The organism is Caldimonas sp. KR1-144, assembly GCF_049446155.1.
GTDB lineage: Bacteria > Pseudomonadota > Gammaproteobacteria > Burkholderiales > Burkholderiaceae_C > Rivibacter.
Genome location: NZ_JBMSEE010000004.1, coordinates 229,317 through 249,561 on the forward strand (window position 1 = coordinate 229,317; position 20,245 = coordinate 249,561).

Below are 20,245 nucleotides of genomic sequence, written 5' to 3' on the forward strand. Positions count from 1 at the left end.
GTTCTTTATGAGCTCAGTCGCGGCCGCCCGACACCGCCGGCGCCACGCCGAACAAGCGCTCGAAGTTGACGCTGGTCTGCGCCGCGATCGTCTCGACCGGCAGGCCCTTCAGCTGCGCGATCTGCGCCGCCACATGCGGCACGTAGGCGGGCTGGTTGGTCTTGCCGCGGTAGGGCACCGGCGCGAGATAGGGGCTGTCGGTCTCGATCAGGCAGCGGTCAAGCGGCACCTCGCGCGCGACCTCGCGCAAGTCGGCGGCGTTCTTGAAGGTCAGGATGCCGGAAAACGAGATCATGAAGCCGAGCTCGAGCGCGGCGCGCGCCACCTCGCGCGTCTCGGTGAAGCAATGGAACACGCCGCTCACCTGGCCGGCGCCCTCCTCGCGCAGGATGGCCAGCGTGTCTTCGGAAGCGCTGCGGGTATGGATCACCAGCGGCAGGCCGGTCGCGCGCGCGGCGCGGATGTGCACGCGAAAGCGCTCGCGCTGCCACGCCATGTCGGCGACGCTGCGCTCGCCGAGGCGGTAGTAGTCGAGCCCGGTCTCGCCGAGCGCCACGACCTTGGGCCGCTTCGACAGCGACACCAGCTCGTCGACGCTCGGCTCGCGCACGCCTTCATTGTCGGGATGCACGCCAACGGTCGCCCAGAGGTTGGGGTGCGCGGCGGCCAGCGCCTGGACCTGGTCGGCCTCTTCCAGCGTGGTGCAGATCGACAGGGCCCGGTCGACGCCGGCGTCGGCCATGGCGGCAAGCACGCGCGGCAGGTCGCTCGCCAGCTCGGGAAATGTCAGGTGGCAGTGGGAATCGACGTACATCTCGGGCAGCGAAGGCGCGCGGCGCGCGCCGCGGCCCGGGGCATCAGATCGTCTGGGTCGGCTTGGTCGACGAGATCGTCGTGCCCAGGATCTCCTCGATCTTGAGCTTGAGCAGCCGGGTCTTCTCGTCGGTCGGGAAACGCACGCCGACACCCTGGGTGCGGCCGCCCGAGGCATTGGCCGGGGTGATCCAGCCGACCTTGCCGGCCACCGGATAGCGCTGCGGGTCGTCGGGCAGCGACAGGAGCAGGTAGATGTCGTCGCCGAGCTTGTACTCGCGCGTGGTCGGCACGAACAGGCCGCCTTCGCCGAACAGCGGGATGTAGGCCGCGTACAGCGCGCCCTTCTCGCGGAACACGAGCTGGATCACGCTAGGCCGCGCGGCGCCCGCGGCGGCGCCTGCAGTCCCCGCGCCGGTGGCCGCGCCAGGTACGGTCGCGGCGGCGGCGCGCGTCGTCAGTTCGCTCATGGGCGCAGTGTAGCCAAGACCCTCGGGCCGGCGGCGATCGCGCTGCCGCCGCTGCGGCCGAACAACGCTCGGCGCGCCTGGCCGACGAGGGCCTCCGCGGCGAGATCGGCCTTCCAGGGATGCTCGGCATGCCGCGCCGCCTGGCGCAGGCGCTGGCCCCAGGCGGTCAGGCGCAGCAGGTCGCCGTCCGCAGGCACGGCATCGGCGGGAAAGAAACGCGGCGGTGCCCCGCTGGCGCGGCGCAGTGCGTCGTCGCACAGCTTGCCGAGCGATTCGACCAGCAGCGGCAGCGGCCAGTCGGCCGCGAACGACCAGCGGCCGGCACGCACCTCGGCCGGCAACGCGCGCCACGACGCGGCCGTCACGCCCAGCGCGTGCAGATCGAGCGCGGCCTGCGGCCGACCGCCCGCCGCGGCGAGCAGCACGTCGGGCTCGGGCACGCCCTGCTGCGCGAGCCAGTCTCGGGCCGCGGCGGCCGGTGGCAGCGACAACTGCAGGCCCTGGCAGCGGCTGCGTACCGTGGGCAGCAGACGCGCCGGCGCCGCGCTCGACAGCACGAAGCGCACCCGTCCCGGCGGTTCCTCGAGCGTCTTCAGCAGCGTGTTGGCAGTGACGTGGTTCATGCGCTCGGCGGGATGGATCACCAGCAGCTTGGCACCGCCGCGCGCGGCGGTCTGCTGCGTGAAGGCGATCGCCGCTCGCATCGCGTCGATGCGGATCTCCTTGCTGGGCTTCGCGCCCTTGCCGCCCTCGCCGGCTTCGGATTCGTCGCCCAGGCGCCAGCCGAGCGGCTCCTGCAGCGCCTCGGGCAGCAGCACGCAGAGATCGGGATGGGTGCGCGCGGCGATCAGCCGGCAGCTGGCGCACTCGCCGCAGGCGGGCGCGTCGACGGCGCGATGCGGGGCCTCGCACAGCCAGGCCGACGCGAGCGCGATCGCCAGCTCGAACTGCCCCACGCCGGCCGGTCCGTGCAGCAGCACGGCGTGGCCGCGCACGTTGGCCAAGGCCTGCGCGAGCGGCGCGTCGAGCCATTTGGGAGTGGGGATCGCCATGAACCGACTACCAGCCGCGCGCCGCGAGCTCGGCGTCGATCTGCTGCGCCACCGCCTCGCGCGGCGCATCGGCGTCGATGCGCACGAAGCGGCCCGGCGCAGCCGCCGCGCGCTGCGCGTAGCCCTCGCGCACACGGGTGAAGAAGGCGGCGTCCAGGCGCTCGAAGCGGTCGGGCGTGCGTGCGGCGGCCAGCCGCTGGGCGGCGACCTCGGGCGCGAGGTCGAACCACAGCGTCAGGTCGGGCTGGCGTAGCTGCGGGCCGTGGCGCTGCACCCATTGCTCCAGCGTCTCGAGCACGCCGAGGTCGAAGCCGCGGCCGGCGCCCTGGTAGGCGAAGGTGGCGTCGGTGAAGCGGTCGCACAGGACGACCGCGCCGCGCGCCAGCGCCGGCTCGATGACTTGTTGAAGATGGTCGCGCCGCGCGGCGAAGATCAGCAGCGCCTCGGTCAGCGCGTCCATCGGCCGGTGCAGGACCATCTCGCGCAGCGACTCGGCCAGGGGCGTGCCGCCCGGCTCGCGCGTGCGCACCACCTCGAGCCCGCGCGCGCGCCAGCGCTCGGCCACGGCGTCGATGTGGCTCGACTTGCCGGCGCCGTCGATGCCTTCGAAGGTGACGAATCGGCCGGTGTTCACTTGGATCCGTTCTGGTTGCGCTGGTATCGGTTCACCGCGCGATTGTGCTGGTCCAGCGTCTCGCTGAACTCGCTGCTGCCGTCGCCGCGCGAAACGAAGTACAGCGCCTTGGTCGGATCGGGCCGCATCACCGCCAGCAGCGAGGCCTTGCCCGGCATCGCGATCGGCGTCGGCGGCAGGCCGGCGCGCGTGTAGGTGTTGTAGGGGCCGTCGGCCAGCAGGTCACGCTTGCGCAGGTTGCCGTCGAAGGCGGTGCCCAGGCCGTAGATCACGCTCGGGTCGGTCTGCAGCGGCATGCCGATGCGCAGGCGGTTCAGGAACACCGCGGCGACCTTGCCGCGGTCGGCCTCGCGTCCGGTCTCCTTCTCGACGATCGATGCCAGCACCAGGGCCTCGTCGGCGCTCTTGAGCGGCGAGTCGGCCGGGCGCAGCGGCCACAGCTCGTCGATGCGGTGCTGCATCGCGCGCAGCGCGCGCCTGAGCACCGCGACGTCGCTCGTGCCCTTGCTGTAGGCGTAGGTGTCGGGAAAGAAGCGGCCTTCGGGCGGCACGCCCGGCGCGCCCAGCGCGGCCATCAGCTCGGCGTCGCTCATCGCGGCGGTGGTCGGCGACAAGGCCTCGGCCTTGGCGAGCGCGGCGCGGAACTGGCGGAAGGTCCAGCCTTCTATCAGTTTCACAGTGGCCAGGGTTTCGTCGCCGAGCACCATCTTGCGCAGCAGGTCGGCCGGCGTCGTGCCGGCGCCGATCTCGTAGCTGCCGGCGCGGATCTGCCGCGCCTGGCCCGACCAGCGGAACCATTCGTACAGCAGCCACGGCGACGTGCGCACGCCCGCAGCGACCCAGGCCTGGGCCACGCCGCGCGGCGAGGTGCCGGCTTCGATCGAGACTTCGACGGTGTCGCTCGCAAGCGCGAGCGGCTGGCGTGTCCACCACCAGGCAGCGGCGGCCAGCGCCGCGGCACACAGGATGATCAGGACCAGGGCGCGTGACAGCCAGCGCCTCATCGGACGCGCGCCGGGGTCCATGCCCCGGCCGTGAGTGGTGACGACATCGGCTGATGATAATCAGCGCATGACCCTGTCTTCCCCTGCCAAGGATGCGGCCGCCGGGCTCGACGGCATCGCGCGGCTGTCGCACACCGGCGTAATCGCCGTCGCCGGCGCCGACGGCCCGAGCTTCCTCCACAGCCAGCTCAGCAACGACTTCGACCGCCTCGACGCCGCGCGCGCGCGCCTGGCGGCCTACTGCTCGCCCAAGGGCCGCATGCTCGCGAGCCTGATCGGCCTGCGCCGCGATGCCGACACGCTGTGGCTCGTGCTGCGCGCCGACCTGCTGGCGCCGACGCTCAAGCGCCTGTCGATGTTCGTGCTGCGCGCGAAGGCCAAGCTGACCGACGCGAGCGCGAGTCTCGCCGTGCTGGGCCTGACCGGCCCGAGCGCGCGCGCCGCGCTGGGCGACGCCGCCGGCGCCCTGCCCGTGTGGGGGCAGCTTGAACGCGGCGATGCGCGCGTCGTGCGCCTGCCCGACGGCGCCGGACAGCCGCGCTTCCTGTGGATCGGCCCGAACGCCGAGGCCGGCGCGCTGGCGGCGGCGCATCCGGCCCTGCCGCTCGCGCACTGGGACTGGCTCGAGGTCGCCAGCGGCGTTGCGCCGGTCGTCGCCGCGACGGTCGAGCAGTTCGTGCCGCAGATGCTGAACTACGAGCTGGTCGGCGGCGTGAACTTCCAGAAGGGCTGTTATCCGGGCCAGGAGATCGTCGCGCGCAGCCAGTACCGCGGCACGCTCAAGCGCCGTGCGCAGCGCGTCGACGGCCCCGCCGAGATGATGCCCGGGCAGGAGGTGTTCTGGTCCGGCGATCCCGGCCAGCCCAGTGGCCTGGTCGCCGCCGCCGCGCCGCAGCCCGACGGCGCCGGCTTCAGCGCGCTGGTCGAGCTCAAGCTCGCCGCGCTGGCCGGCGGCACGTTGCACCTGGGCGCGCCGGACGGCCCGGCGCTGACCCTGGGCACCCTTCCCTACGCGATGCCGGCCGCCGATGCCGCAGCCTGAGTCGCACGCCGACGCGGCGGCCACGGAGCTCTATGTCTACTACCGCGCGCCGACGGCGGTCGATGAGTCGCTGGCGTTAGCCATCGGCGCGGCGCAGCGCGGCCTCGAGGCGCGGCACGCCGGCCTGCAATCGAGGTTGCTGCGCCGGCCCGAGCCCACGACCGGACAGACGACCTGGATGGAAACCTACCGGCATGCCGAAGGCGTCGATGCCGCGCTCGAGGCGGCCATCGACGCCGCTGCGCAGTCCGCGTTGCAGGGCCTGGGCGCCGGCGAGCGCCATGTCGAGCGCTTCGCGCCATGTGTCTCGTAGCGCTGGCCGTCGGCGCCAGCGGGCGCTTTCCCTTCGTGCTGGCATCCAATCGCGACGAGTTCTACGACCGCGACGCCGCACCGCTCGACTGGTGGACGCCCGAGGGCGGTTCGGTCGAGCTGCTGGGCGGGCGCGACCTGCGCGCCGGCGGCACCTGGCTCGGGCTTTCGGCCGCCGGCCGGCTCGCCTTCGTCACCAATGTGCGCGACCCTTCGTCGCTGGACCCGACCGCGCGGTCGCGCGGCGAGCTGGTGACGCGATGGATCGAGGGCGACCCCGCCGCCGACGCACGCGGCTGGTGGTCGGGCTTCGATCCCAGCCGCTACAACGGCTTCAATCTGATCGCTGGCGACGCCGCGCGCGGCGAGCTGTTCTGGGCCGGCCGCGACCGCCACGGCGCGCACGGCCCGGTGCCGCTGGCGCGCGGCATCCATGGTGTCTCGAATGCCGCGCTCGACACGCCGTGGCCGAAGGTGAAGCGGCTCAAGTCGCGCCTGTCGGAGGCGATGTCCTCGGCCGTCGAGCTCGATGCGTTGGCCGCTTCGCTGTTCGAGGCGCTGGCCGATGCCCGCATCGCGCCCGACGCCGAGCTGCCCCGCACCGGCGTGCCGCAGGAGGTCGAGCGCTGGTTGTCGGCTGCCTTCATCCGCTCGCCCGACGGCCGCTACGGCACGCGCTGTTCCACGCTGGTGATCACCGAGCGCGGCGCCGACGGTCTGGCGACGCACGTGATCGAACGCAGCCACGCGCCCGGCACGCCGGCCGAGCGCCACATGACGATCGGCGCCTGGCCCGAGCCTCAGGCCGGCGCCGAGCGCAGGCCGTAGGCCTTGCCGTCGAGGAACAGGAACTCGACGCGGATCACCGGCGGCCCCTGCTCGCCCGGGCTGGCGTAGCCGACCAGCGAGATCGGGTCGCCGACCTTGGGCGCGCGCACCTGCCAGGCCTCCATGCGAAACAGCGGCGCGAGCTCGATGGTCCAGCGCGGCACGCTGCGCTTGGGCAGCTCGGCCTTGGACAGGATGGACGGCGCATCGACGCTGGCGCTTTGCGGCGGGACCGTGCGCCGAGCCAGATCGGCAGGCAGCGCGAGGCCGGCCTTGGGCTCGACTGCGATCGATGCGTGCGGGTTGCCCCAGCTCACGCTGGCGACCTTGCCCTCGAGGTACAGCGGGCGCGATGTATCGAAACCGCTCCAGCCGTGATGGGCCAGCACGGGGTGCGAGCGCAGCGCGGGCACCGCGAAGCCGGCGGCGAACTTGATGTAGGAACGACGCTTGAGTTGCAGCATGACAGGCACTCCGCGGCCACCGAAGCCGCAACCCTAGCGCAGCGCGGCCGCGCCGTCAGCCGGGTTCGCCAAGCAACCTCAGCAGCAACTCGACGCGGGCCTGCCACGGCGTCATCGACACCGTCTTGAAGCCGCCCTCGCCCGCCGCGATGGCCGGACCGCGCGCGACGCGGCTGCAGACCAGCACGACAACGCCGCGCGACTGCGCCCGTGCCAGCGCAGTCTCGAGGCCGCCGTGCAAGCTCGCGTTGCCCGTGCCGGCGACCACCAGCCCGCGCAGCGGCCGGCTGTGCTGGGCCAGCAGCGCGTCGACGATCGCGCCGTCCGCCCCGGCGTGGCTGGCAACGATCTCCACGCGCGGCCAGCGCGAAGCCTCGCGCCCGATGCGCGCCAGGCCCAGCGGCTCGCCGGCCGGCGGACAGGCCGCATGCCAGATCACGCGCCCGGCGGCGACGCTCGCCAGCGGCCCGGCATCGCCTGCGTCGAAGGCGTCCAGCGCGTAGGTGTGCGTCTTGCGCAGGCCGGCAACGGGCCAGACCCTGCCGGCCACGACCGCGAGCACGCCGTGCGCGCCGGGCTGCGAGGCCACGGTCACGGCATCGAGCAGGTTCTGCGGGCCGTCCGCCTGGATCGATGTGGCCGGCCGCATGGCCGCGGTGAAGACGACCGGCTTGCCAGCCGGCGCCAGCACGCGCGCCACCAGCCAGGCGGTCTCCTCGAGCGTGTCGGTGCCGTGCGTGACGACGATGCCTTGCACCTCGCCGCGCTCGAGGTGGTGCGCGATGCGCGCGGCGATCGCCTGCCAGGCCTCGATGCCCATGTCCTTGCTATCGACCTGAGCCGCCTGCTCCGACTCGATCGGCCACGCGGCCAGGGCCGGCACGCCGGCGATCAGCTCCGCGATGCCGCGTTGCGCGGCGCGGTAGCCCACGGCGTCGGTGGCCTGCCCGGCCGTGCCGGCAATCGTGCCGCCGGTGCCGATGACGACGAGGCGCTTCGCGGGCGAAGCAACGGAAGGGCTTGGCAGGTTCATCGAAGCTGGATAAAAATACAGATACTGGATAAATCGCCAGCCGCCTCACAGGCAAGCCGGCCAAACACCATGGATGACGCGCCCAAGCTCACCGCCCGCCAGCAGCAGATCCTCGAGCTGATCGAAAGCACGATCGAGCGCACCGGCGCACCGCCGACGCGCGCCGAGATCGCCGCCGAGCTGGGCTTTCGTTCGCCCAATGCGGCCGAGGAGCATCTGCAGGCCTTGGCGCGCAAGGGTGTGATCGAACTGGTCGGCGGCACGTCGCGCGGCATCCGTCTGCAGTCTGACACATTGCGCTCGCTGCACGCCTCGCGCCTCTCGGGCCTGGGCCGCCAGTTCGCGCTGCCGCTGCCCAGTCTCGCGCAGCTCGCGTTGCCGCTGGTCGGCCGCGTTGCGGCCGGCAGCCCGCTGCTCGCGCAAGAACACATCGACCAGACCTACAACGTCGAAGCCAGCCTGTTCCCGCGCAAGCCCGACTTCCTGCTCAAGGTGCGCGGCATGAGCATGCGCGACGCCGGCATCCTCGACGGCGACCTGCTCGCGGTGCAGCGCGCGCGCGAGGCCAAGAACGGCCAGATCGTCGTCGCGCGGCTCGGCGACGAGGTCACGGTCAAGCGCTTTCGCCGCACCAAGTCGGGCATCGAGCTGATCCCCGAGAACCCCGACTTCGAGGTGATCCATGTCACCGAGAACAGCGGGCCGTTCGAGCTCGAGGGCCTGGCCGTGGGCCTGATCCGCAACACCATGCTGATGTGAGCCCGCGATGAAAGCCGCCACCGCGCAGGATTGCCAGCGCCTCGAGCAGATCCCCAACATCGGGCGCTCGCTGGCGGCAGATCTGCGGCGCATCGGCATCGAAAGGCCGGCGGACCTGCGCGGGCGCGACGGCTTTGCGCTCTATGAAGCCCTGTGCGCCGCCACCGGCCAGCGCCAGGACCCGTGCGTGCTCGACACCTTTCTCGCCGCCACCGACTTCATGGCCGGTGCGCCGGCCAAACCCTGGTGGGACTACACGGCCGCGCGCAAAGCGAAGTGGGGGCAGGTTCGCGAACTGCCTCACGGCGCACTGCGAAAACCGGTCCACGGCAGCGGCTGACTTCCGGTTCTCTCTTTCCCGGCCGCCCGCGGGTGGCGGGCATGGGCGCACAAGACCGGCGCCCTTCCCGCGGTGCGGCCTTCGCAACCAATCCTGCCGAGCCTCGTTCAGGAGATTCGGACATGATGATCACGACCCTCACGGCGTCGATCGCGATGCACCAGTACCACGCTTGGTGGCAGCCGGTGCAGCGCTGGTTGCGCGGCGCCCTTCAGCGTCCGCAGGCGCAGACCGACGTTGCTGGGCAGCCCGCGCCGGCATGCATCCGCGTGCGGCATCGCGCGGCGTTTGCCGGCCGCTCGCCGGCTGCGGTGCGACCGGCTGCCCTGACGCCCTTCGTGAGCCGCAAGGCCGAGGCGCCACGCCGCCGGGCCTTCGTGCGCTTCGATCCCAGCGACCACCGTCGCGCGGTGATCGGCGGCTCGTTCGCCGAGGTCTGCGCCGCACTCGAGCGGCTGGAGGCGCAGAGCCACTGAGCTCGCAATCCACCAGGAACGACAAAGGGGCGCCGTGGCGCCCCGTTTCTTTTCCCATGCCACCGCAAGGCGGCGAGGCTCAACCCATGTGCAGGCCGCCATTGCAGGAGAAATCGGCGCCGGTCGTGAAGCCGGACTCATCGCTCGCCAGCCAGGCGACGATCGAGGCGATCTCCTCCGGCGTGCCCAGGCGCTTGACCGGGATGGTCGCGATGATCTTGTCGAGCACGTCCTGGCGGATCGCCTTGACCATGTCGGTGGCGATGTAGCCCGGGCTGATGGTGTTCACGGTCACGCCCTTGCTGGCCACTTCCTGCGCCAGGGCCATCGTGAAGCCATGCATGCCGGCCTTGGCCGCCGAGTAGTTGGTCTGGCCGAACTGGCCCTTCTCGCCGTTGACCGAGCTGATGTTGATGACGCGGCCCCAGCCCTTGTCGAGCATGCCGTCGATCACCTGCTTGGTGACGTTGAACATGCTGTCCAGGTTGGTCGACATCACCGCGTCCCAGTCGGCCTTGCTCATCTTGCGGAACTGGCCGTCGCGCGTGATGCCGGCGTTGTTGACCAGCACGTCCACTGTGCCGTGCTCGGCCTTGACCTTTTCGAAGGCCTCGACGGTCGAGTCCCAGTCGGCCACGTTGCCGACCGAGGCGAAAAACTCGTAGCCCAGGGCCTTCTGCTCGTCGAGCCACTTCTTGAAGTCCCGGCTCGGGCCGCAGCCGGCGATGACCTTGAAGCCCTCCTTGTGCAGACGCTGGCACATCGAGGTGCCGATGCCGCCCATGCCTCCAGTCACGTAGGCCAGCTTGCCTTTTCCTGCGCTCATGTCTCTTGCTCCCGTCGTTGTCTCAACTGCAGTGGTGTCTGCGTCTGTAGGCTGACCGGCCGATGTCGGCCGGTCAAGCGGGTTCGCACCGAGTCAGCGCTCGACCGTCAGCGCCACGCCCATGCCGCCGCCAATGCACAGCGAGGCGATGCCCTTCTTCGCGTCGCGGCGCTGCATCTCGTGCAGCAGCGTCACGAGGATGCGGCAGCCCGAGGCGCCGATCGGGTGGCCGATCGCGATCGCGCCGCCGTTGACGTTGACCTTGCTGGTGTCCCAGCCCATCTCGTTGTTGACCGCGCAGGCCTGGGCCGCGAAGGCCTCGTTGATCTCGAGCAGGTCCAGGTCGGCCGCCTTCCAGCCCGCCCGCTTGAGCGCCATCGTCGAGGCCGGCACCGGGCCCATGCCCATGTAGGCGGGGTCGAGGCCGGCGCTCGCGTACGAGGCGATGCGCGCCAGCGGCTTGAGGCCGAGCCTGTCGGCCGTGGCCGCGCTCATCACCACCACGCCGGCCGCGCCGTCATTGATGCCCGAGGCATTGCCCGCGGTCACGCCGCCGGCCTTGTCGAAGGCCGGCTTCAGGCCCGCCAGCGCTTCGGCCGTGCTCTTGCGATTGATGAACTCGTCGGCCGCGAAGACGATTGGCTCGCCCTTTTTCTGCGGGATCGTGAAGGGCACGATCTCGTCCTTGAACCTGCCGGCGTCCTGCGCCGCGGCGGCCTTCTGCTGCGAGGCCAGCGCGAGCGCATCCTGCTGCTCGCGCGTGATGCCGTACTTCTTGGCCACGTTCTCGGCCGTGATGCCCATGTGGTACTGGTTGTAGACGTCCCACAGGCCGTCGGTGATCATGGTGTCGACCATCTTCCAGTCGCCCATGCGCTGGCCTTCGCGCGAGCCAAGCAGCGCATGCGGCGCCAGGCTCATGCTCTCCTGGCCGCCGGCGATCACGATCTCGGCGTCGCCGTCGCGCACCGCCTGTGCGGCCAACATCACGGCCTTGAGGCCCGAGCCGCAGACGACGTTGATCGTCATCGCCGGCACGGCGTGCGGCAGGCCCGCCTTGATCGTCGCCTGACGCGCCGGGTTCTGGCCGCTGGCGGCCGTGAGGACCTGGCCCAGGATCACCTGGCTAACCTGGTCAGGCTGCAGCTTCGCGCGCTGCAGCAGCGACTGGATGACCGCCGAGCCCAGCTCCGGGGCCGGCGTCTTGGCCAGCGTGCCCCCGAACTTGCCGACGGCGGTACGGGCGGCGGCGACGATGACGATCTCGGTGCTCATGGCGGACTCCTTGCGATGACGGCGAACGGGGCGGATGAAAACGGTTGTACTGCGGGTTTGCGACGTGCTGGTTTCAGGCGCGCTGCTTGACGTAGCGGCCGGGCGCCGGCTCGATGGCCTTGTGGCTGCGGTCGCCGTAGCCGCGCGGCGCGGCAATCGGCTTGCCCGACAGCGGCTTGAGCCAGGCATACCAGGCCGGCCACCAGCTGCCCGGATGCTCGGTGGCCAGCGCCAGCCAGTCATCGGCCTGCGCCGGCAGGCTCTTGCCGATCCAGTGGCTGCGCTTGCCGGGCTTGGGCGGGTTGATGACGCCGGCGATGTGGCCGGAGGCGCCCAGCACGAACTGCAGCGGGCCGGAAAGCACGCGCGTGTTCGCGTAGGCGCTCTTCCACGGCACGATGTGGTCTTCGCGCGAGGCGTAGATGAAGGTCGGCACGCCGATCTTGCGCAGGTCGACCGCCTCGCCGCAGACGGTCAGCTTGCCCGGCACGACGAGGTTGTTCTCCAGATAGGTGTTGCGCAGGTACCAGCAGTACATGGGCCCCGGCAGGTTGGTCGAGTCGGAGTTCCAGTACAGCAGGTCGAACGGCGGCGGCGTCTCGCCCTTGAGGTAGTTGCCGACCACGTAGTTCCAGACCAGGTCGTTGGGGCGCAGGAAGCTGAAGGTCGCGGCAAGCTCGCCGCCCTTGAGCAGGCCGCGCTGGCCGATCGCGGCTTCGCGCATCGAGACCATCGCCTCGTCGACGAAGAGGTCCAGCACGCCGGTGTCGCTGAAGTCGAGGAACGAGGTCAGCAAGGTCATGCTCGCGGCCGGCTTCTCGCCGCGCGCCGCCAGCACCGCCAATGCGGTCGCGAGGATCGTGCCGCCGATGCAAAAGCCCAGGGTGTTGATGCGCTCTTGCTTCGTGATCGCGCGCACCTCGTCGATCGCGCGGATCGCCGCGTCCTCGATGTAATCGTCCCAGGTCCGCTCGCCGAGCGACTCGTCGGCGTTGACCCAGCTCAGCATGAAGACGCGGTGGCCCTGCTCGACCGCGTGCCGAACGAAGGAGTTCTGCGGCTGCAGGTCGAGGATGTAGAACTTGTTGATGCAAGGCGGCACGATCAACAGCGGCCGCTCGTGCACCTGCGTGGTCAGCGGCTTGTACTCGACGAGCTGGATCAGCTCGTTCTCGAACACCACCGCGCCCTCGGTCGTCGCGACGTTGCGGCCGACCTCGAACAGGCTCTCGTCGGTTTGCGACATGTGGCCCTGGCGGATGTCCTGCCACAGGTGCTGCAGGCCCTGGGCGATGCTCTCGCCGCGCGTCTCGATGGCCTTGCGCTGCGCTTCGGGGTTGAGCGCAAGGTAGTTCGACGGCGAGACCGCGTCGATCCACTGCTGAACCGCGAAGCGGATGCGCGCGCGCGTCTTTTCGTCGGCCTGCACCGCTTCGGCCAGTTGCAGCAGCGTGCGCGCGTTGAGCAGGTACATGCCGGCCGTGAAGGCGCTGGCCGGATTGCGCGACCAGTCGTCACCGGCGAAGCGGCGGTCGGCCGGCTTGGCTGGCGCCCCAGCGGACGTGCCGGCGGTCTGGTTCCACAGCGCGGCGGCATCGCGCAGGTAGTCTTGCTGCAGCGTCGGCAGCAGGTCTGAGGGCAGCGTGACGCCCGACATCGAGCGCAGCATCTGAGCCCAGCCTTCGCTGAGAGCGTTCATGGGGTTGGGGGCGTCGTCGGCCATCGTCTCCTCGCTGCGCGGGTCTCCAGCAACGTCCGTGCCGCCTGCCGCCCGCGTCTGGCTCGTGATGCATTATGGGCGCCTTGAACGGGGCGACCTTGCCTCGGCGCAAACCCCCGTAGCGAACCCGACGACAGCGATGTACCTGGTGGCGATCGCGTGGCTCTATGTCGCGCTGATGATGGCCGTGGCCGAGGCCACGAGCCCGGTGGGCACCGTGCTCGGTGCCGCGTTCACGTTTTTGCTCTATGGCCTCGGGCCCGTGGCGCTGGTGATGTACCTTTTGGGAACACCGGCGCGGCGCAAGCGACAGCGCGCCGCCGAGGCCGCAGCTTCGGCGGCCTCAGCCGCGGCGCCAGATGGCGGCGGCGAGCCGCCCGCTGTTGCCGAAGACGGGGCGGTCGCGCCGAAACGAGAAGAAGCGTGACGGGTCGCCGACCGTGCACCAGCTGCCGCCACTGACCCGCGTCAGCCCCAGCGCCGCGAGTCGGTCGCGCGCCAGGCCCGGCAGGTCGGCCAGCCACTTGCCGGGCTGACCGGCGCGAGCCGCGAAGCGCGGGTGCGGCCGGGCCGCCTCGGCGCCAAAGCCCGCCAGCACGTCGGCGCCGACCTCGAATTCGTTCGGACCGATGCATGGCCCCAGCCAGGCCTCGATGTCGCGCGGCGCCGCACCGCTGCGTTCGCACAGCGCCGCCACCGTCGCCTCGAGCACGCCAGCCGCGAGGCCGCGCCAACCGGCATGCGCGGCCGCGACCGCGCGGCCCTCTGGCGCCGCGAACAGCACGGGCAGGCAGTCGGCCACCTGGATCACACAGGCCACGCCGGTCTCGCTGGTCACGCAGGCATCGGCTTCGTGAGTCGGCGCGCTCGCGTCGGCCGGCGTCAGCGGCACGACTCGCGTGCCATGCACCTGCTGGAGCCACACGGCCGCGCCGCCCAGCGCGGCCGCGAAGCGGCGGCGGTTCTCGACCACCGCCTGCGGGTCGTCGCCGACCGCGCTGCCGAGGTTGAGGCTTTCGAACGGCCCGCGGCTCACGCCGCCGGCGCGCGTGCTCATCAAGGCGCCAACGTTCGCGGTGGCGAACGCGGGCCGGATCCAGTCCTCGTGCATGGCCCTCAGGCCTCGGCGTCGGGGCAGGCCGAGGGCTGGGCCTGCTGGAACGCGGGCAGCGCCATGCAGGCCTCGAACACGCGCATCACGGTCGGCACGTGGTCCAGCCGGCAGGCGAAGCGCTGTGCATTGAAGACCTGCGGCACCAGCACGCAATCGGCCATCGTCGGCGCATCGCCGTGGCAAAAGCGCCCGGTCCCGGGCTCGCCGGCCAGCCGCCGCTCGAAGGCCGCGAGGCCGTGCTCGACCCAATGGCGGTACCAGCCGTTCTTGGCGTCCTCGGCGACGCCGAGTTCGCGCACCAGGTAGCGCAGCACGCGCAGGTTGTTGAGCGGGTGGATCTCGCAGGCGATGTCGAGCGCGAGCGAGCGAACGCGCGCCCGGCCGAGCGCGTCGCGCGGCAGCAGCGCGGGATCGGGACGGGTCTCGTCGAGGTACTCGATGATGGCCAGCGACTGGCCGATCAGCGCATCGCCGTCGCGCAGCGCCGGCACCAGGTGCGTGGCCGACAGCGCGCCGAAGGCCTCGCCGAACTGCTCGTTCTTCGCCAGATGGACCGGGCGGTAGGCGTAGTCCAGGCCCTTGAGGGCCAGCGCGATGCGCACGCGAAACGAGGCCGACGACCGGAAATAGTTGTAGAGCTCCATCGCGCCGGCGTCTTGCTGGTTCATCAGGCCACCTTCAGCGCCAGCGGCGCCAGGCCCTCGACGCGCGCTTCGAGCACGTCGCCGCGCACGACGGCGGCCACGCCCTCGGGCGTGCCGGTGAAGATCAGGTCGCCGGGCGCCAGCGTCCAGGCGGCCGACAGGTGCTCGATGATCTCGGCCACGTTCCAGATCATCTTGTCGATGCGGCTGGCCTGGCGCGGCTGGCCGTTGACGCGCAGCTCGATCGCCGCGCTGGCGATGCCCGGCACCTGCGCCGCGGGCGTCAGCGCGCCGATCGGCGCCGACGCGTCGAAGCCCTTGGAAATGCTCCACGGCCGCCCCGCCTTCTTGGCCTGCGCCTGCAGGTCGCGACGGGTCATGTCCAGGCCGACCGCATAGCCCCACACATGCGAGAGCGCCTGTGCCGCCGGGATGTTGGCGCCGCCCTGCCCGATCGCGACCACGAGCTCGACCTCGTGATGGAAGTCGGCCGTCAGCGTGGGATAAGGCAGCGTGCCGGTCTGGCCTTCAGCCACCGGCACGACCGCGTCGGCCGGCTTCATGAAGAAGAACGGCGCCTCGCGGCCCGTGCCGCCCATCTCGATCTGGTGTTCGGCGTAGTTGCGGCCGACGCAGTAGATGCGGCGCACCGGAAAGGCGTCCGCGCTGCCGCGCACGGGAACGAGCGGTGTCGCGCAAGCGGAGATCACGAGGCTCATGGCGTCAACGTCAGGGTACTGATGAAGCTGAAAATGATGCCACGCAACAGGCCCTAAACTGTCTCGATGTTCTTCGAGCCGCGCCCCATCAAGCACTGCCGTGTCTGCGGTTCGCCGGCGGCGTACCGGGTTCCGGCCGACGACAACCGCGAGCGCGCGACCTGCACGAACTGCGGCACGATCCACTACGAGAACCCGATCAACGTGGTCGGCACGCTGCCGGTGTGGGGCGAGCACGTGCTGCTGTGCAAGCGCGCGATCGAGCCGCGCTACGGCCTGTGGACGCTGCCCGCGGGCTTTCTCGAGCTGGGCGAGACCATCGAGCAAGGCGCCTTGCGCGAGACCGACGAGGAAGCCGGCGCGCGCGTGCGGCTGGCGGGCCTGTACACGGTGATGAACGTGGTCAAGGTCGGCCAGGTCCACCTGTTCTTCCGCGCCGAGCTGCTCGACACGCAGTTCGATCCGGGCCCGGAAAGCCTGGAGGTGCGGCTGTTCCAGGAGCACGAGATTCCCTGGGACGAACTCGCGTTCAGGACCGTGCGCGAGACGCTGCACCGCTACTTCGAGGATCGCCGGCGCGGCGCATTCGGCGTGCACCTGGCCGACATCGGCTGACTACAGCGCCGGCGCCGGCGCGCTGCCCAGCACGGCCTCGATCGCCATCCCGATCGCCAGCAGCTTCTGGTCGCTGCCCAGGGGGCCGTCCAGCTCCAGTCCGACCGGCAGGCCGTCGGCTGTCATGCCTGCGAACAGGCTCAGGCCCGGGATGCCGGCGTTGCTGCCGGGATCGGTGTTGCGGATGTAGGCGCCGAACTCGTCGACCGCGGGGCCGCCGTTGATCGACACGGTCGACGAGCCGTTGACCTGGTCGATCGCGACCGCCGGCAAGACCGTGGTGGGGAACATCGCCGCATCGAGCGCGTGGTCGCTGAAGTAGGCCGCGTACAGCGCTTGCATTGCCGGCCGATGGACCTGCATCGCGTCGGGGTAGGCGGCGCCGAACGCGTCGGCCAGGATCGCGCCGAACGCGCCCTTCACGTCGGGGCTCGCGACACCCGCGGCGATGTCGGCCAGCGTGATGCCGCTGACGCCGGTGGCCGCCAGGTAGGCGGGAATGTCGGCAATCGGCTCGTGCAGTGCCACCTGGAATGACACCTGGTCGTTGAGGTCGAACAGCCCACTCAGATCGACCTCGACGAACACCACGCCCGCCGCCGCGAGCCTGCTTCTCCCTGCGATCATCACCGCCGCCACCTGCGTGTCCAAGCCGGTCCAGAAACTCGCCGGGATGCCGATGCGCAGGCCCTGGAGTCCGATCGGCGCCGCCACGGCGCGACCGGTGATCGCCGCGTCGAGCAAGGCCAGATCGGCCACGGTCCGGGCCATCGGCCCGATGGTGTCGCGCGTGTGGCTGATGGGCACCACCGCGCCGGCGTCGTCGTAGCGTCGCTGCGCGCCGCCGTTGCCGACCGATGGCCGCAGGCCGGCGATGCCGCACAGCGCGGCCGGCACGCGCGTCGAGCCGCCGGTGTCGGTTCCCAGCCCGGCCGGCGCGATGCGTGCCGCAATCGCCGCGGCGGTGCCGCCCGACGAGCCGCCGGGGATGCGGCTGGTGTCGTACGGATTCTTCACCGCGCCGGCGAACGAGGTCAGATTGGTGCTGGTGATGCCGAACGCCAGCTCGTGCAGGTTGGCCTTGCCCAGCACGATCGCGCCGGCATCGATCAGCCTCTGCAGCGAAGGCGCGTTGGCCGCGGGCCGCACGTCGCGCAAGGCGCTGGTGCCGCCGGTGGTCGGCAAGCCGGCCGTGTTGATGTTGTCCTTGACGAGGATCGGCAGCCCGGCCAGCGGCGGCAAGGCGGCGCCGGCCGCGCGCTGCGTGTCGATCGCCCGAGCGGCCGCCAGCGCGGCGTCGGCGTCGAGCACGATCAAGGCATTCAGCGCGCTCTGCGACTGCGCGCGCGCGATCAGCGTCGTCATGTACGCCTCGGCTGACAAGCGGCCGCTGCGCATCGCGTCGAGGGCCTGCGCCGCCGTCAAGGCGAGTTGTTCGTCGGCAGGCATTGGGGTGGTCGCATCGCCGTCGCCGCCGCAGGCGGCCAGGCCGGTGGCGATCAAGGGGGACGAGGCGAGCGCGCCCCAGCGCTGGAGAAAGCCGCGGCGAGAACGTGAGATGGGCATGGAGGTGTCTCGGGTCGGGTCACGGCCCTGCCGGATGACGGGCCGCTGCCATCGTCGAAGTCCACCTCGTGCGCGGACATCCTCATGATCGAGGAGGCCTGCTGATCAGCCGCCCAGCCGGCGCGCGAGCATGACCCGGTTCGCGACGCCCAGCTTGCGAAAGGCGTTGTCGAGATGGGTGCGCACCGTCGTCACCGAGATCGCGAGTCGCTGCGCGATGGCCTTGTCGGTGAGTCCCTGCGCGACCAGCCGGGCGACGTGGCCTTCGCGCGGGCTCAAGCGCGCCAGTGCCGCCGATTCGTCGCCGCATGCGGGCGATGACGGGCCGCTTGGCGCCTCGTGCGGCGCATCGCCGCGCGCGATCCGGCAGCGCAGCAGCGCGGCTGTCAGGGCCGGACGGACCAGGTCCAGCAGCTGTGCATCGTCACGCGAAAAGTCCTCGCGCCGGCGGTCGCGCCAGATGCGCATGTCGCCGATGTTCTGGTCGCCCGCCCAGGCGTAGAGATTGATGCCCCAGTACAGACCGTCGCGGGCCAGGAAGTCGTTGAAGAACTCGGTGCGCTTGAGCTCTGCCTGGCGCATCACGTCGTTCACGCGCACCGCCCGGCGGTGCTGCTGCAGGCGCAGCGTGATCGGATCGTGAAACTGGTAGTAGCGCTCGTAGCGCACCAGGTTGGCGGGGTCCATGTTGATGCTCAGGCCCATGTCGAAGCGCCCTGCCCCGGCATCCCACACGTAGCTGGCGTAGTGCTGCGCATTCAGCAGCTCCAGCATGTAGCGGCCCAGCTGGGCACGCACTTCGGCCTCGGTGTGCGGTTCGGCCAGCGTGGCCATGATGCGGCCGAGCAGGTCGGCCTGATAGGCGTTCAGGTACACGGGCCGTGCCTTGCAGGGACTATGCCTGCGGGCCCAGCATGCGCCTGGGATCGACCCAACGGTCGAATTCCTCCGCGCTGATGCCGCCGACCTCGATCGCCGCGTCGCGCAGGCTGCCGCCGGTGCGGTGCGCATGCTTGGCGATCTTCGCCGCGCGGTCGTAGCCGATGTGCGGCGCGAGCGCCGTCACCAGCATCAGCGAGCGCTGCACCAGGTCGTCGACGCGATGCGCGTCGACCTCGATGCCCACCACGCAGTGACGCGCGAAGCTTTGCATCGCATCGGACAGCAGGCGCAGGCTGTCGAGCACGTCGTGCGCGATCAGCGGCTTGTAGACATTGAGCTCGAAATGACCCTGGCTGGCTGCGAAGCCGATCGCCGCGTCGTGGCCCATGACCTGCGCGCACACCATCGTCAGCGCCTCGACCTGGGTCGGGTTGACCTTGCCCGGCATGATCGAGCTGCCAGGCTCGTTCTCCGGCAGGCGCAGTTCCCCGAACCCGGCGCGCGGGCCGCTGCCCATCAGGCGGATGTCGTTGGCGATCTTGGTCAGCGCCACGGCCAGCGCCTTCAGCGCCCCGTGGAAGAGGACCAGCGCCTCGTGCCCGGCCATCGCCGCGAACAGGTTGCCGGCCGGGCGCAGCGGTACGCCCAGCCGCTCGGCGAGCGCCTTCGCGACGCGCGCGCCGAACTCGGGATGCGTGTTGAGCCCGGTGCCGACCGCGGTGCCGCCGATCGCCAGCGACTGCACCGCCGGCAGCGCGGCCTCGATCGCCGCTTCGCAGATCGCCAGCTGCGCCGCGTAGCCGGAGAACTCCTGACCCAGCGTCACCGGCGTCGCGTCCTGCAGGTGCGTGCGGCCGATCTTCACCACGTCGGCGAAGGCGCTCGCCTTGGCCTCCAGCGCGCTGCGCAGTTCGCGCAGCGCCGGCAGCAGGCGTTGCGGCGCGGCGCAGGCCACCGCGACGTGCATCGCGGTCGGGAACACGTCGTTCGACGACTGGCCGAGGTTGACGTCGTCGTTGGGATGCACGAGCCGGCCGGCGCCGATCGGCCCGCCCAGCGATTGCGAGGCCAGGTTGGCGACGACCTCGTTGGCGTTCATGTTGCTCTGCGTGCCGGAGCCCGTCTGCCAGACCGACAGCGGGAACTCGGCGTCGAACTCGCCCTGGGCCACGCGTTCGGCAGCAGCGGCGATCGCCTCGGCGCGCTTCGCATCGAGTCGGCCCAGCTGCGCGTTGACCTTGGCCGCCGCCCACTTGATCCACGCCAGCGCATGCACGATCTCGGTCGGCATGCGCTGATCGCCGATCGCGAAGAAGCGCAGGCTGCGCGCGGTCTGCGCCGCCCACAAGGCCTGCGCCGGCACCTCGATCGGGCCGAAGCTGTCGGTTTCGGTGCGCACTTCGCTCATCGGTGGACCTTCGTGAAGAGACGATGACCTTGCATCGGTGGCGAGCGATGCAACCCCCTGTTCGCGCGGGCCGCGTGCCCTGGCGCCAACACTGCGGCAACGGGATGTAAGCCGTTAACAGTTTGCCAACTATTCACCCCGACGCCACCTGGACGAGCGGAAAGAATCCGCCCCACGTTCCGGCGTCGCGAACCCGGATCGTGCCGCGCCCGGCGTCGCCGCAATGGCGGCGTGGAGATGCAGGCGGGT

24 protein-coding genes are annotated in these 20,245 nt (G+C 71.1%); 8 read left to right on the forward strand and 16 right to left on the reverse strand.

The window, feature by feature from the left end:
• Positions 1–13: 13 nt before the first annotated feature.
• Genes ACO2TI_RS11520 through mltG form a run of 5 tightly spaced genes read right to left on the reverse strand, consistent with a single transcriptional unit; the run spans position 14 to position 3,973 of the window.
• Positions 14–814, reverse strand: a complete 801-nt coding sequence (locus ACO2TI_RS11520) for a TatD family hydrolase (protein ID WP_423284438.1) — start codon at positions 812–814, stop codon at positions 14–16.
• A 43-nt stretch (positions 815–857) separates the two neighbouring features.
• A complete protein-coding gene (locus ACO2TI_RS11525; protein ID WP_423284440.1) occupies positions 858–1,283 on the reverse strand; it encodes a PilZ domain-containing protein in 426 nt (141 codons plus the stop codon).
• Positions 1,280–2,335 carry a DNA polymerase III subunit delta' gene (locus ACO2TI_RS11530; RefSeq protein ID WP_423284442.1) on the reverse strand — a complete coding sequence of 352 codons (1,056 nt, stop codon included), beginning with the start codon at positions 2,333–2,335 and terminating at the stop codon, positions 1,280–1,282. The genes ACO2TI_RS11525 and ACO2TI_RS11530 overlap by 4 nt, the downstream gene beginning before the upstream one ends.
• 7 nt (positions 2,336–2,342) lie before the next feature.
• A complete protein-coding gene (tmk, locus tag ACO2TI_RS11535) occupies positions 2,343–2,969 on the reverse strand; it encodes a dTMP kinase (protein WP_423284443.1) in 627 nt (208 codons plus the stop codon).
• Positions 2,966–3,973 carry an endolytic transglycosylase MltG gene (gene mltG / locus ACO2TI_RS11540; RefSeq protein WP_423284446.1) on the reverse strand — a complete coding sequence of 336 codons (1,008 nt, stop codon included), beginning with the start codon at positions 3,971–3,973 and terminating at the stop codon, positions 2,966–2,968. Before mltG ends, tmk begins: the two co-directional genes overlap by 4 nt.
• Positions 3,974–4,040: 67 nt before the next feature.
• On the opposite strand from mltG, the gene ACO2TI_RS11545 reads away from it, so the two are divergent.
• Genes ACO2TI_RS11545 through ACO2TI_RS11555 form a run of 3 tightly spaced genes read left to right on the forward strand, consistent with a single transcriptional unit; the run spans position 4,041 to position 6,155 of the window.
• Complete coding sequence (locus ACO2TI_RS11545) at positions 4,041–5,015, forward strand: YgfZ/GcvT domain-containing protein (RefSeq protein ID WP_423284448.1); 975 nt, start codon at positions 4,041–4,043, stop codon at positions 5,013–5,015.
• Positions 5,002–5,328: a DUF4936 family protein gene (locus ACO2TI_RS11550; RefSeq protein WP_423284449.1), complete on the forward strand. Its 327-nt coding sequence runs from the start codon at positions 5,002–5,004 to the stop codon at positions 5,326–5,328. Before ACO2TI_RS11545 ends, ACO2TI_RS11550 begins: the two co-directional genes overlap by 14 nt.
• Positions 5,316–6,155 carry an NRDE family protein gene (locus ACO2TI_RS11555; protein WP_423284451.1) on the forward strand — a complete coding sequence of 280 codons (840 nt, stop codon included), beginning with the start codon at positions 5,316–5,318 and terminating at the stop codon, positions 6,153–6,155. Before ACO2TI_RS11550 ends, ACO2TI_RS11555 begins: the two co-directional genes overlap by 13 nt.
• Here ACO2TI_RS11555 and ACO2TI_RS11560 read toward each other — a convergent pair.
• The gene (locus ACO2TI_RS11560) at positions 6,128–6,619 is read right to left on the reverse strand and encodes a DUF6152 family protein (RefSeq protein WP_423284452.1); all 492 of its coding nucleotides are present in this window, start codon (positions 6,617–6,619) and stop codon (positions 6,128–6,130) included. The two genes, ACO2TI_RS11555 and ACO2TI_RS11560, sit on opposite strands and share 28 nt — an antisense overlap.
• A gap of 55 nt (positions 6,620–6,674) precedes the next feature.
• Positions 6,675–7,652 carry an asparaginase gene (locus ACO2TI_RS11565; RefSeq protein WP_423284453.1) on the reverse strand — a complete coding sequence of 326 codons (978 nt, stop codon included), beginning with the start codon at positions 7,650–7,652 and terminating at the stop codon, positions 6,675–6,677.
• Between the two features lie 69 nt (positions 7,653–7,721).
• Between ACO2TI_RS11565 and lexA the strand changes: the two genes are divergently transcribed.
• The 3 genes from lexA (at position 7,722) to ACO2TI_RS11580 (ending at position 9,227) form a co-directional block, all read left to right on the forward strand.
• Positions 7,722–8,411, forward strand: a complete 690-nt coding sequence (gene lexA, locus ACO2TI_RS11570) for a transcriptional repressor LexA (RefSeq protein ID WP_423284454.1) — start codon at positions 7,722–7,724, stop codon at positions 8,409–8,411.
• A 7-nt stretch (positions 8,412–8,418) separates the two neighbouring features.
• Positions 8,419–8,751 carry a helix-hairpin-helix domain-containing protein gene (locus ACO2TI_RS11575; protein WP_423284457.1) on the forward strand — a complete coding sequence of 111 codons (333 nt, stop codon included), beginning with the start codon at positions 8,419–8,421 and terminating at the stop codon, positions 8,749–8,751.
• A 122-nt stretch (positions 8,752–8,873) separates the two neighbouring features.
• Positions 8,874–9,227: a hypothetical protein gene (locus ACO2TI_RS11580; protein WP_423284459.1), complete on the forward strand. Its 354-nt coding sequence runs from the start codon at positions 8,874–8,876 to the stop codon at positions 9,225–9,227.
• Positions 9,228–9,306: 79 nt separating this feature from the next.
• Here ACO2TI_RS11580 and phbB read toward each other — a convergent pair whose 3' ends face one another.
• From phbB to ACO2TI_RS11595, 3 genes are all read right to left on the reverse strand, one after another.
• The gene (phbB, locus tag ACO2TI_RS11585; RefSeq protein ID WP_423284460.1) at positions 9,307–10,053 is read right to left on the reverse strand and encodes an acetoacetyl-CoA reductase; all 747 of its coding nucleotides are present in this window, start codon (positions 10,051–10,053) and stop codon (positions 9,307–9,309) included.
• A 93-nt stretch (positions 10,054–10,146) separates the two neighbouring features.
• Positions 10,147–11,328 (reverse strand): acetyl-CoA C-acetyltransferase, encoded by a 1,182-nt coding sequence (locus ACO2TI_RS11590; protein ID WP_423284462.1) that lies wholly within the window; start codon positions 11,326–11,328, stop codon positions 10,147–10,149.
• A 73-nt stretch (positions 11,329–11,401) separates the two neighbouring features.
• Complete coding sequence (locus tag ACO2TI_RS11595; protein ID WP_423284464.1) at positions 11,402–13,027, reverse strand: PHA/PHB synthase family protein; 1,626 nt, start codon at positions 13,025–13,027, stop codon at positions 11,402–11,404.
• 160 nt (positions 13,028–13,187) lie between these two features.
• On the opposite strand from ACO2TI_RS11595, the gene ACO2TI_RS11600 reads away from it, so the two are divergent.
• A complete protein-coding gene (locus ACO2TI_RS11600; RefSeq protein ID WP_423284466.1) occupies positions 13,188–13,475 on the forward strand; it encodes a hypothetical protein in 288 nt (95 codons plus the stop codon).
• On the opposite strand, the gene pgeF is transcribed toward ACO2TI_RS11600, so the two are convergent.
• Genes pgeF through ACO2TI_RS11615 form a run of 3 tightly spaced genes read right to left on the reverse strand, consistent with a single transcriptional unit; the run spans position 13,392 to position 15,525 of the window.
• Entirely contained in the window at positions 13,392–14,159 is a 768-nt protein-coding gene (gene pgeF / locus ACO2TI_RS11605; protein WP_423284467.1) for a peptidoglycan editing factor PgeF, read from the reverse strand. The two genes, ACO2TI_RS11600 and pgeF, sit on opposite strands and share 84 nt — an antisense overlap.
• Before the next feature lie 5 nt (positions 14,160–14,164).
• Complete coding sequence (gene maiA / locus ACO2TI_RS11610; RefSeq protein WP_423284745.1) at positions 14,165–14,806, reverse strand: maleylacetoacetate isomerase; 642 nt, start codon at positions 14,804–14,806, stop codon at positions 14,165–14,167.
• 23 nt (positions 14,807–14,829) lie between these two features.
• Positions 14,830–15,525 (reverse strand): fumarylacetoacetate hydrolase family protein, encoded by a 696-nt coding sequence (locus tag ACO2TI_RS11615; RefSeq protein WP_423284470.1) that lies wholly within the window; start codon positions 15,523–15,525, stop codon positions 14,830–14,832.
• 66 nt (positions 15,526–15,591) lie between these two features.
• Here ACO2TI_RS11615 and ACO2TI_RS11620 point away from each other — a divergent pair, with 66 nt between their 5' ends.
• Entirely contained in the window at positions 15,592–16,140 is a 549-nt protein-coding gene (locus ACO2TI_RS11620; protein ID WP_423284471.1) for an NUDIX hydrolase, read from the forward strand.
• Here ACO2TI_RS11620 and iaaH read toward each other — a convergent pair whose 3' ends face one another.
• The 3 genes from iaaH to fumC all read right to left on the reverse strand — a co-directional run bounded on the left by iaaH (position 16,141) and on the right by fumC (position 19,996).
• Positions 16,141–17,589 (reverse strand): indoleacetamide hydrolase, encoded by a 1,449-nt coding sequence (iaaH, locus tag ACO2TI_RS11625; RefSeq protein WP_423284746.1) that lies wholly within the window; start codon positions 17,587–17,589, stop codon positions 16,141–16,143.
• Positions 17,590–17,811: 222 nt separating this feature from the next.
• A complete protein-coding gene (locus ACO2TI_RS11630) occupies positions 17,812–18,582 on the reverse strand; it encodes a helix-turn-helix transcriptional regulator (protein WP_423284473.1) in 771 nt (256 codons plus the stop codon).
• 19 nt (positions 18,583–18,601) lie between these two features.
• Entirely contained in the window at positions 18,602–19,996 is a 1,395-nt protein-coding gene (gene fumC, locus ACO2TI_RS11635; RefSeq protein ID WP_423284475.1) for a class II fumarate hydratase, read from the reverse strand.
• Positions 19,997–20,245 lie beyond the last annotated feature (249 nt).

What these genes read in the sequence shown, in the direction of transcription:
- ACO2TI_RS11520 (WP_423284438.1), bottom strand. Translation starts at nt 814, where the DNA reads ATGTACGTCGATTCCCACTGCCACCTGACATTTCCCGAGCTGGCGAGC.
- ACO2TI_RS11525 (WP_423284440.1), bottom strand. Translation starts at nt 1,283, where the DNA reads ATGAGCGAACTGACGACGCGCGCCGCCGCCGCGACCGTACCTGGCGCG.
- ACO2TI_RS11530 (WP_423284442.1), bottom strand. Translation starts at nt 2,335, where the DNA reads ATGGCGATCCCCACTCCCAAATGGCTCGACGCGCCGCTCGCGCAGGCC.
- mltG (WP_423284446.1), bottom strand. Translation starts at nt 3,973, where the DNA reads ATGAGGCGCTGGCTGTCACGCGCCCTGGTCCTGATCATCCTGTGTGCC.
- ACO2TI_RS11545 (WP_423284448.1), top strand. Translation starts at nt 4,041, where the DNA reads ATGACCCTGTCTTCCCCTGCCAAGGATGCGGCCGCCGGGCTCGACGGC.
- ACO2TI_RS11550 (WP_423284449.1), top strand. Translation starts at nt 5,002, where the DNA reads ATGCCGCAGCCTGAGTCGCACGCCGACGCGGCGGCCACGGAGCTCTAT.
- ACO2TI_RS11555 (WP_423284451.1), top strand. Translation starts at nt 5,316, where the DNA reads ATGTGTCTCGTAGCGCTGGCCGTCGGCGCCAGCGGGCGCTTTCCCTTC.
- ACO2TI_RS11560 (WP_423284452.1), bottom strand. Translation starts at nt 6,619, where the DNA reads ATGCTGCAACTCAAGCGTCGTTCCTACATCAAGTTCGCCGCCGGCTTC.
- ACO2TI_RS11565 (WP_423284453.1), bottom strand. Translation starts at nt 7,652, where the DNA reads ATGAACCTGCCAAGCCCTTCCGTTGCTTCGCCCGCGAAGCGCCTCGTC.
- lexA (WP_423284454.1), top strand. Translation starts at nt 7,722, where the DNA reads ATGGATGACGCGCCCAAGCTCACCGCCCGCCAGCAGCAGATCCTCGAG.
- ACO2TI_RS11575 (WP_423284457.1), top strand. Translation starts at nt 8,419, where the DNA reads ATGAAAGCCGCCACCGCGCAGGATTGCCAGCGCCTCGAGCAGATCCCC.
- ACO2TI_RS11580 (WP_423284459.1), top strand. Translation starts at nt 8,874, where the DNA reads ATGATGATCACGACCCTCACGGCGTCGATCGCGATGCACCAGTACCAC.
- phbB (WP_423284460.1), bottom strand. Translation starts at nt 10,053, where the DNA reads ATGAGCGCAGGAAAAGGCAAGCTGGCCTACGTGACTGGAGGCATGGGC.
- ACO2TI_RS11590 (WP_423284462.1), bottom strand. Translation starts at nt 11,328, where the DNA reads ATGAGCACCGAGATCGTCATCGTCGCCGCCGCCCGTACCGCCGTCGGC.
- ACO2TI_RS11595 (WP_423284464.1), bottom strand. Translation starts at nt 13,027, where the DNA reads ATGAACGCTCTCAGCGAAGGCTGGGCTCAGATGCTGCGCTCGATGTCG.
- ACO2TI_RS11600 (WP_423284466.1), top strand. Translation starts at nt 13,188, where the DNA reads ATGTACCTGGTGGCGATCGCGTGGCTCTATGTCGCGCTGATGATGGCC.
- pgeF (WP_423284467.1), bottom strand. Translation starts at nt 14,159, where the DNA reads ATGCACGAGGACTGGATCCGGCCCGCGTTCGCCACCGCGAACGTTGGC.
- maiA (WP_423284745.1), bottom strand. Translation starts at nt 14,806, where the DNA reads ATGGAGCTCTACAACTATTTCCGGTCGTCGGCCTCGTTTCGCGTGCGC.
- ACO2TI_RS11615 (WP_423284470.1), bottom strand. Translation starts at nt 15,525, where the DNA reads ATGAGCCTCGTGATCTCCGCTTGCGCGACACCGCTCGTTCCCGTGCGC.
- ACO2TI_RS11620 (WP_423284471.1), top strand. Translation starts at nt 15,592, where the DNA reads ATGTTCTTCGAGCCGCGCCCCATCAAGCACTGCCGTGTCTGCGGTTCG.
- iaaH (WP_423284746.1), bottom strand. Translation starts at nt 17,589, where the DNA reads ATGCCTGCCGACGAACAACTCGCCTTGACGGCGGCGCAGGCCCTCGAC.
- fumC (WP_423284475.1), bottom strand. Translation starts at nt 19,996, where the DNA reads ATGAGCGAAGTGCGCACCGAAACCGACAGCTTCGGCCCGATCGAGGTG.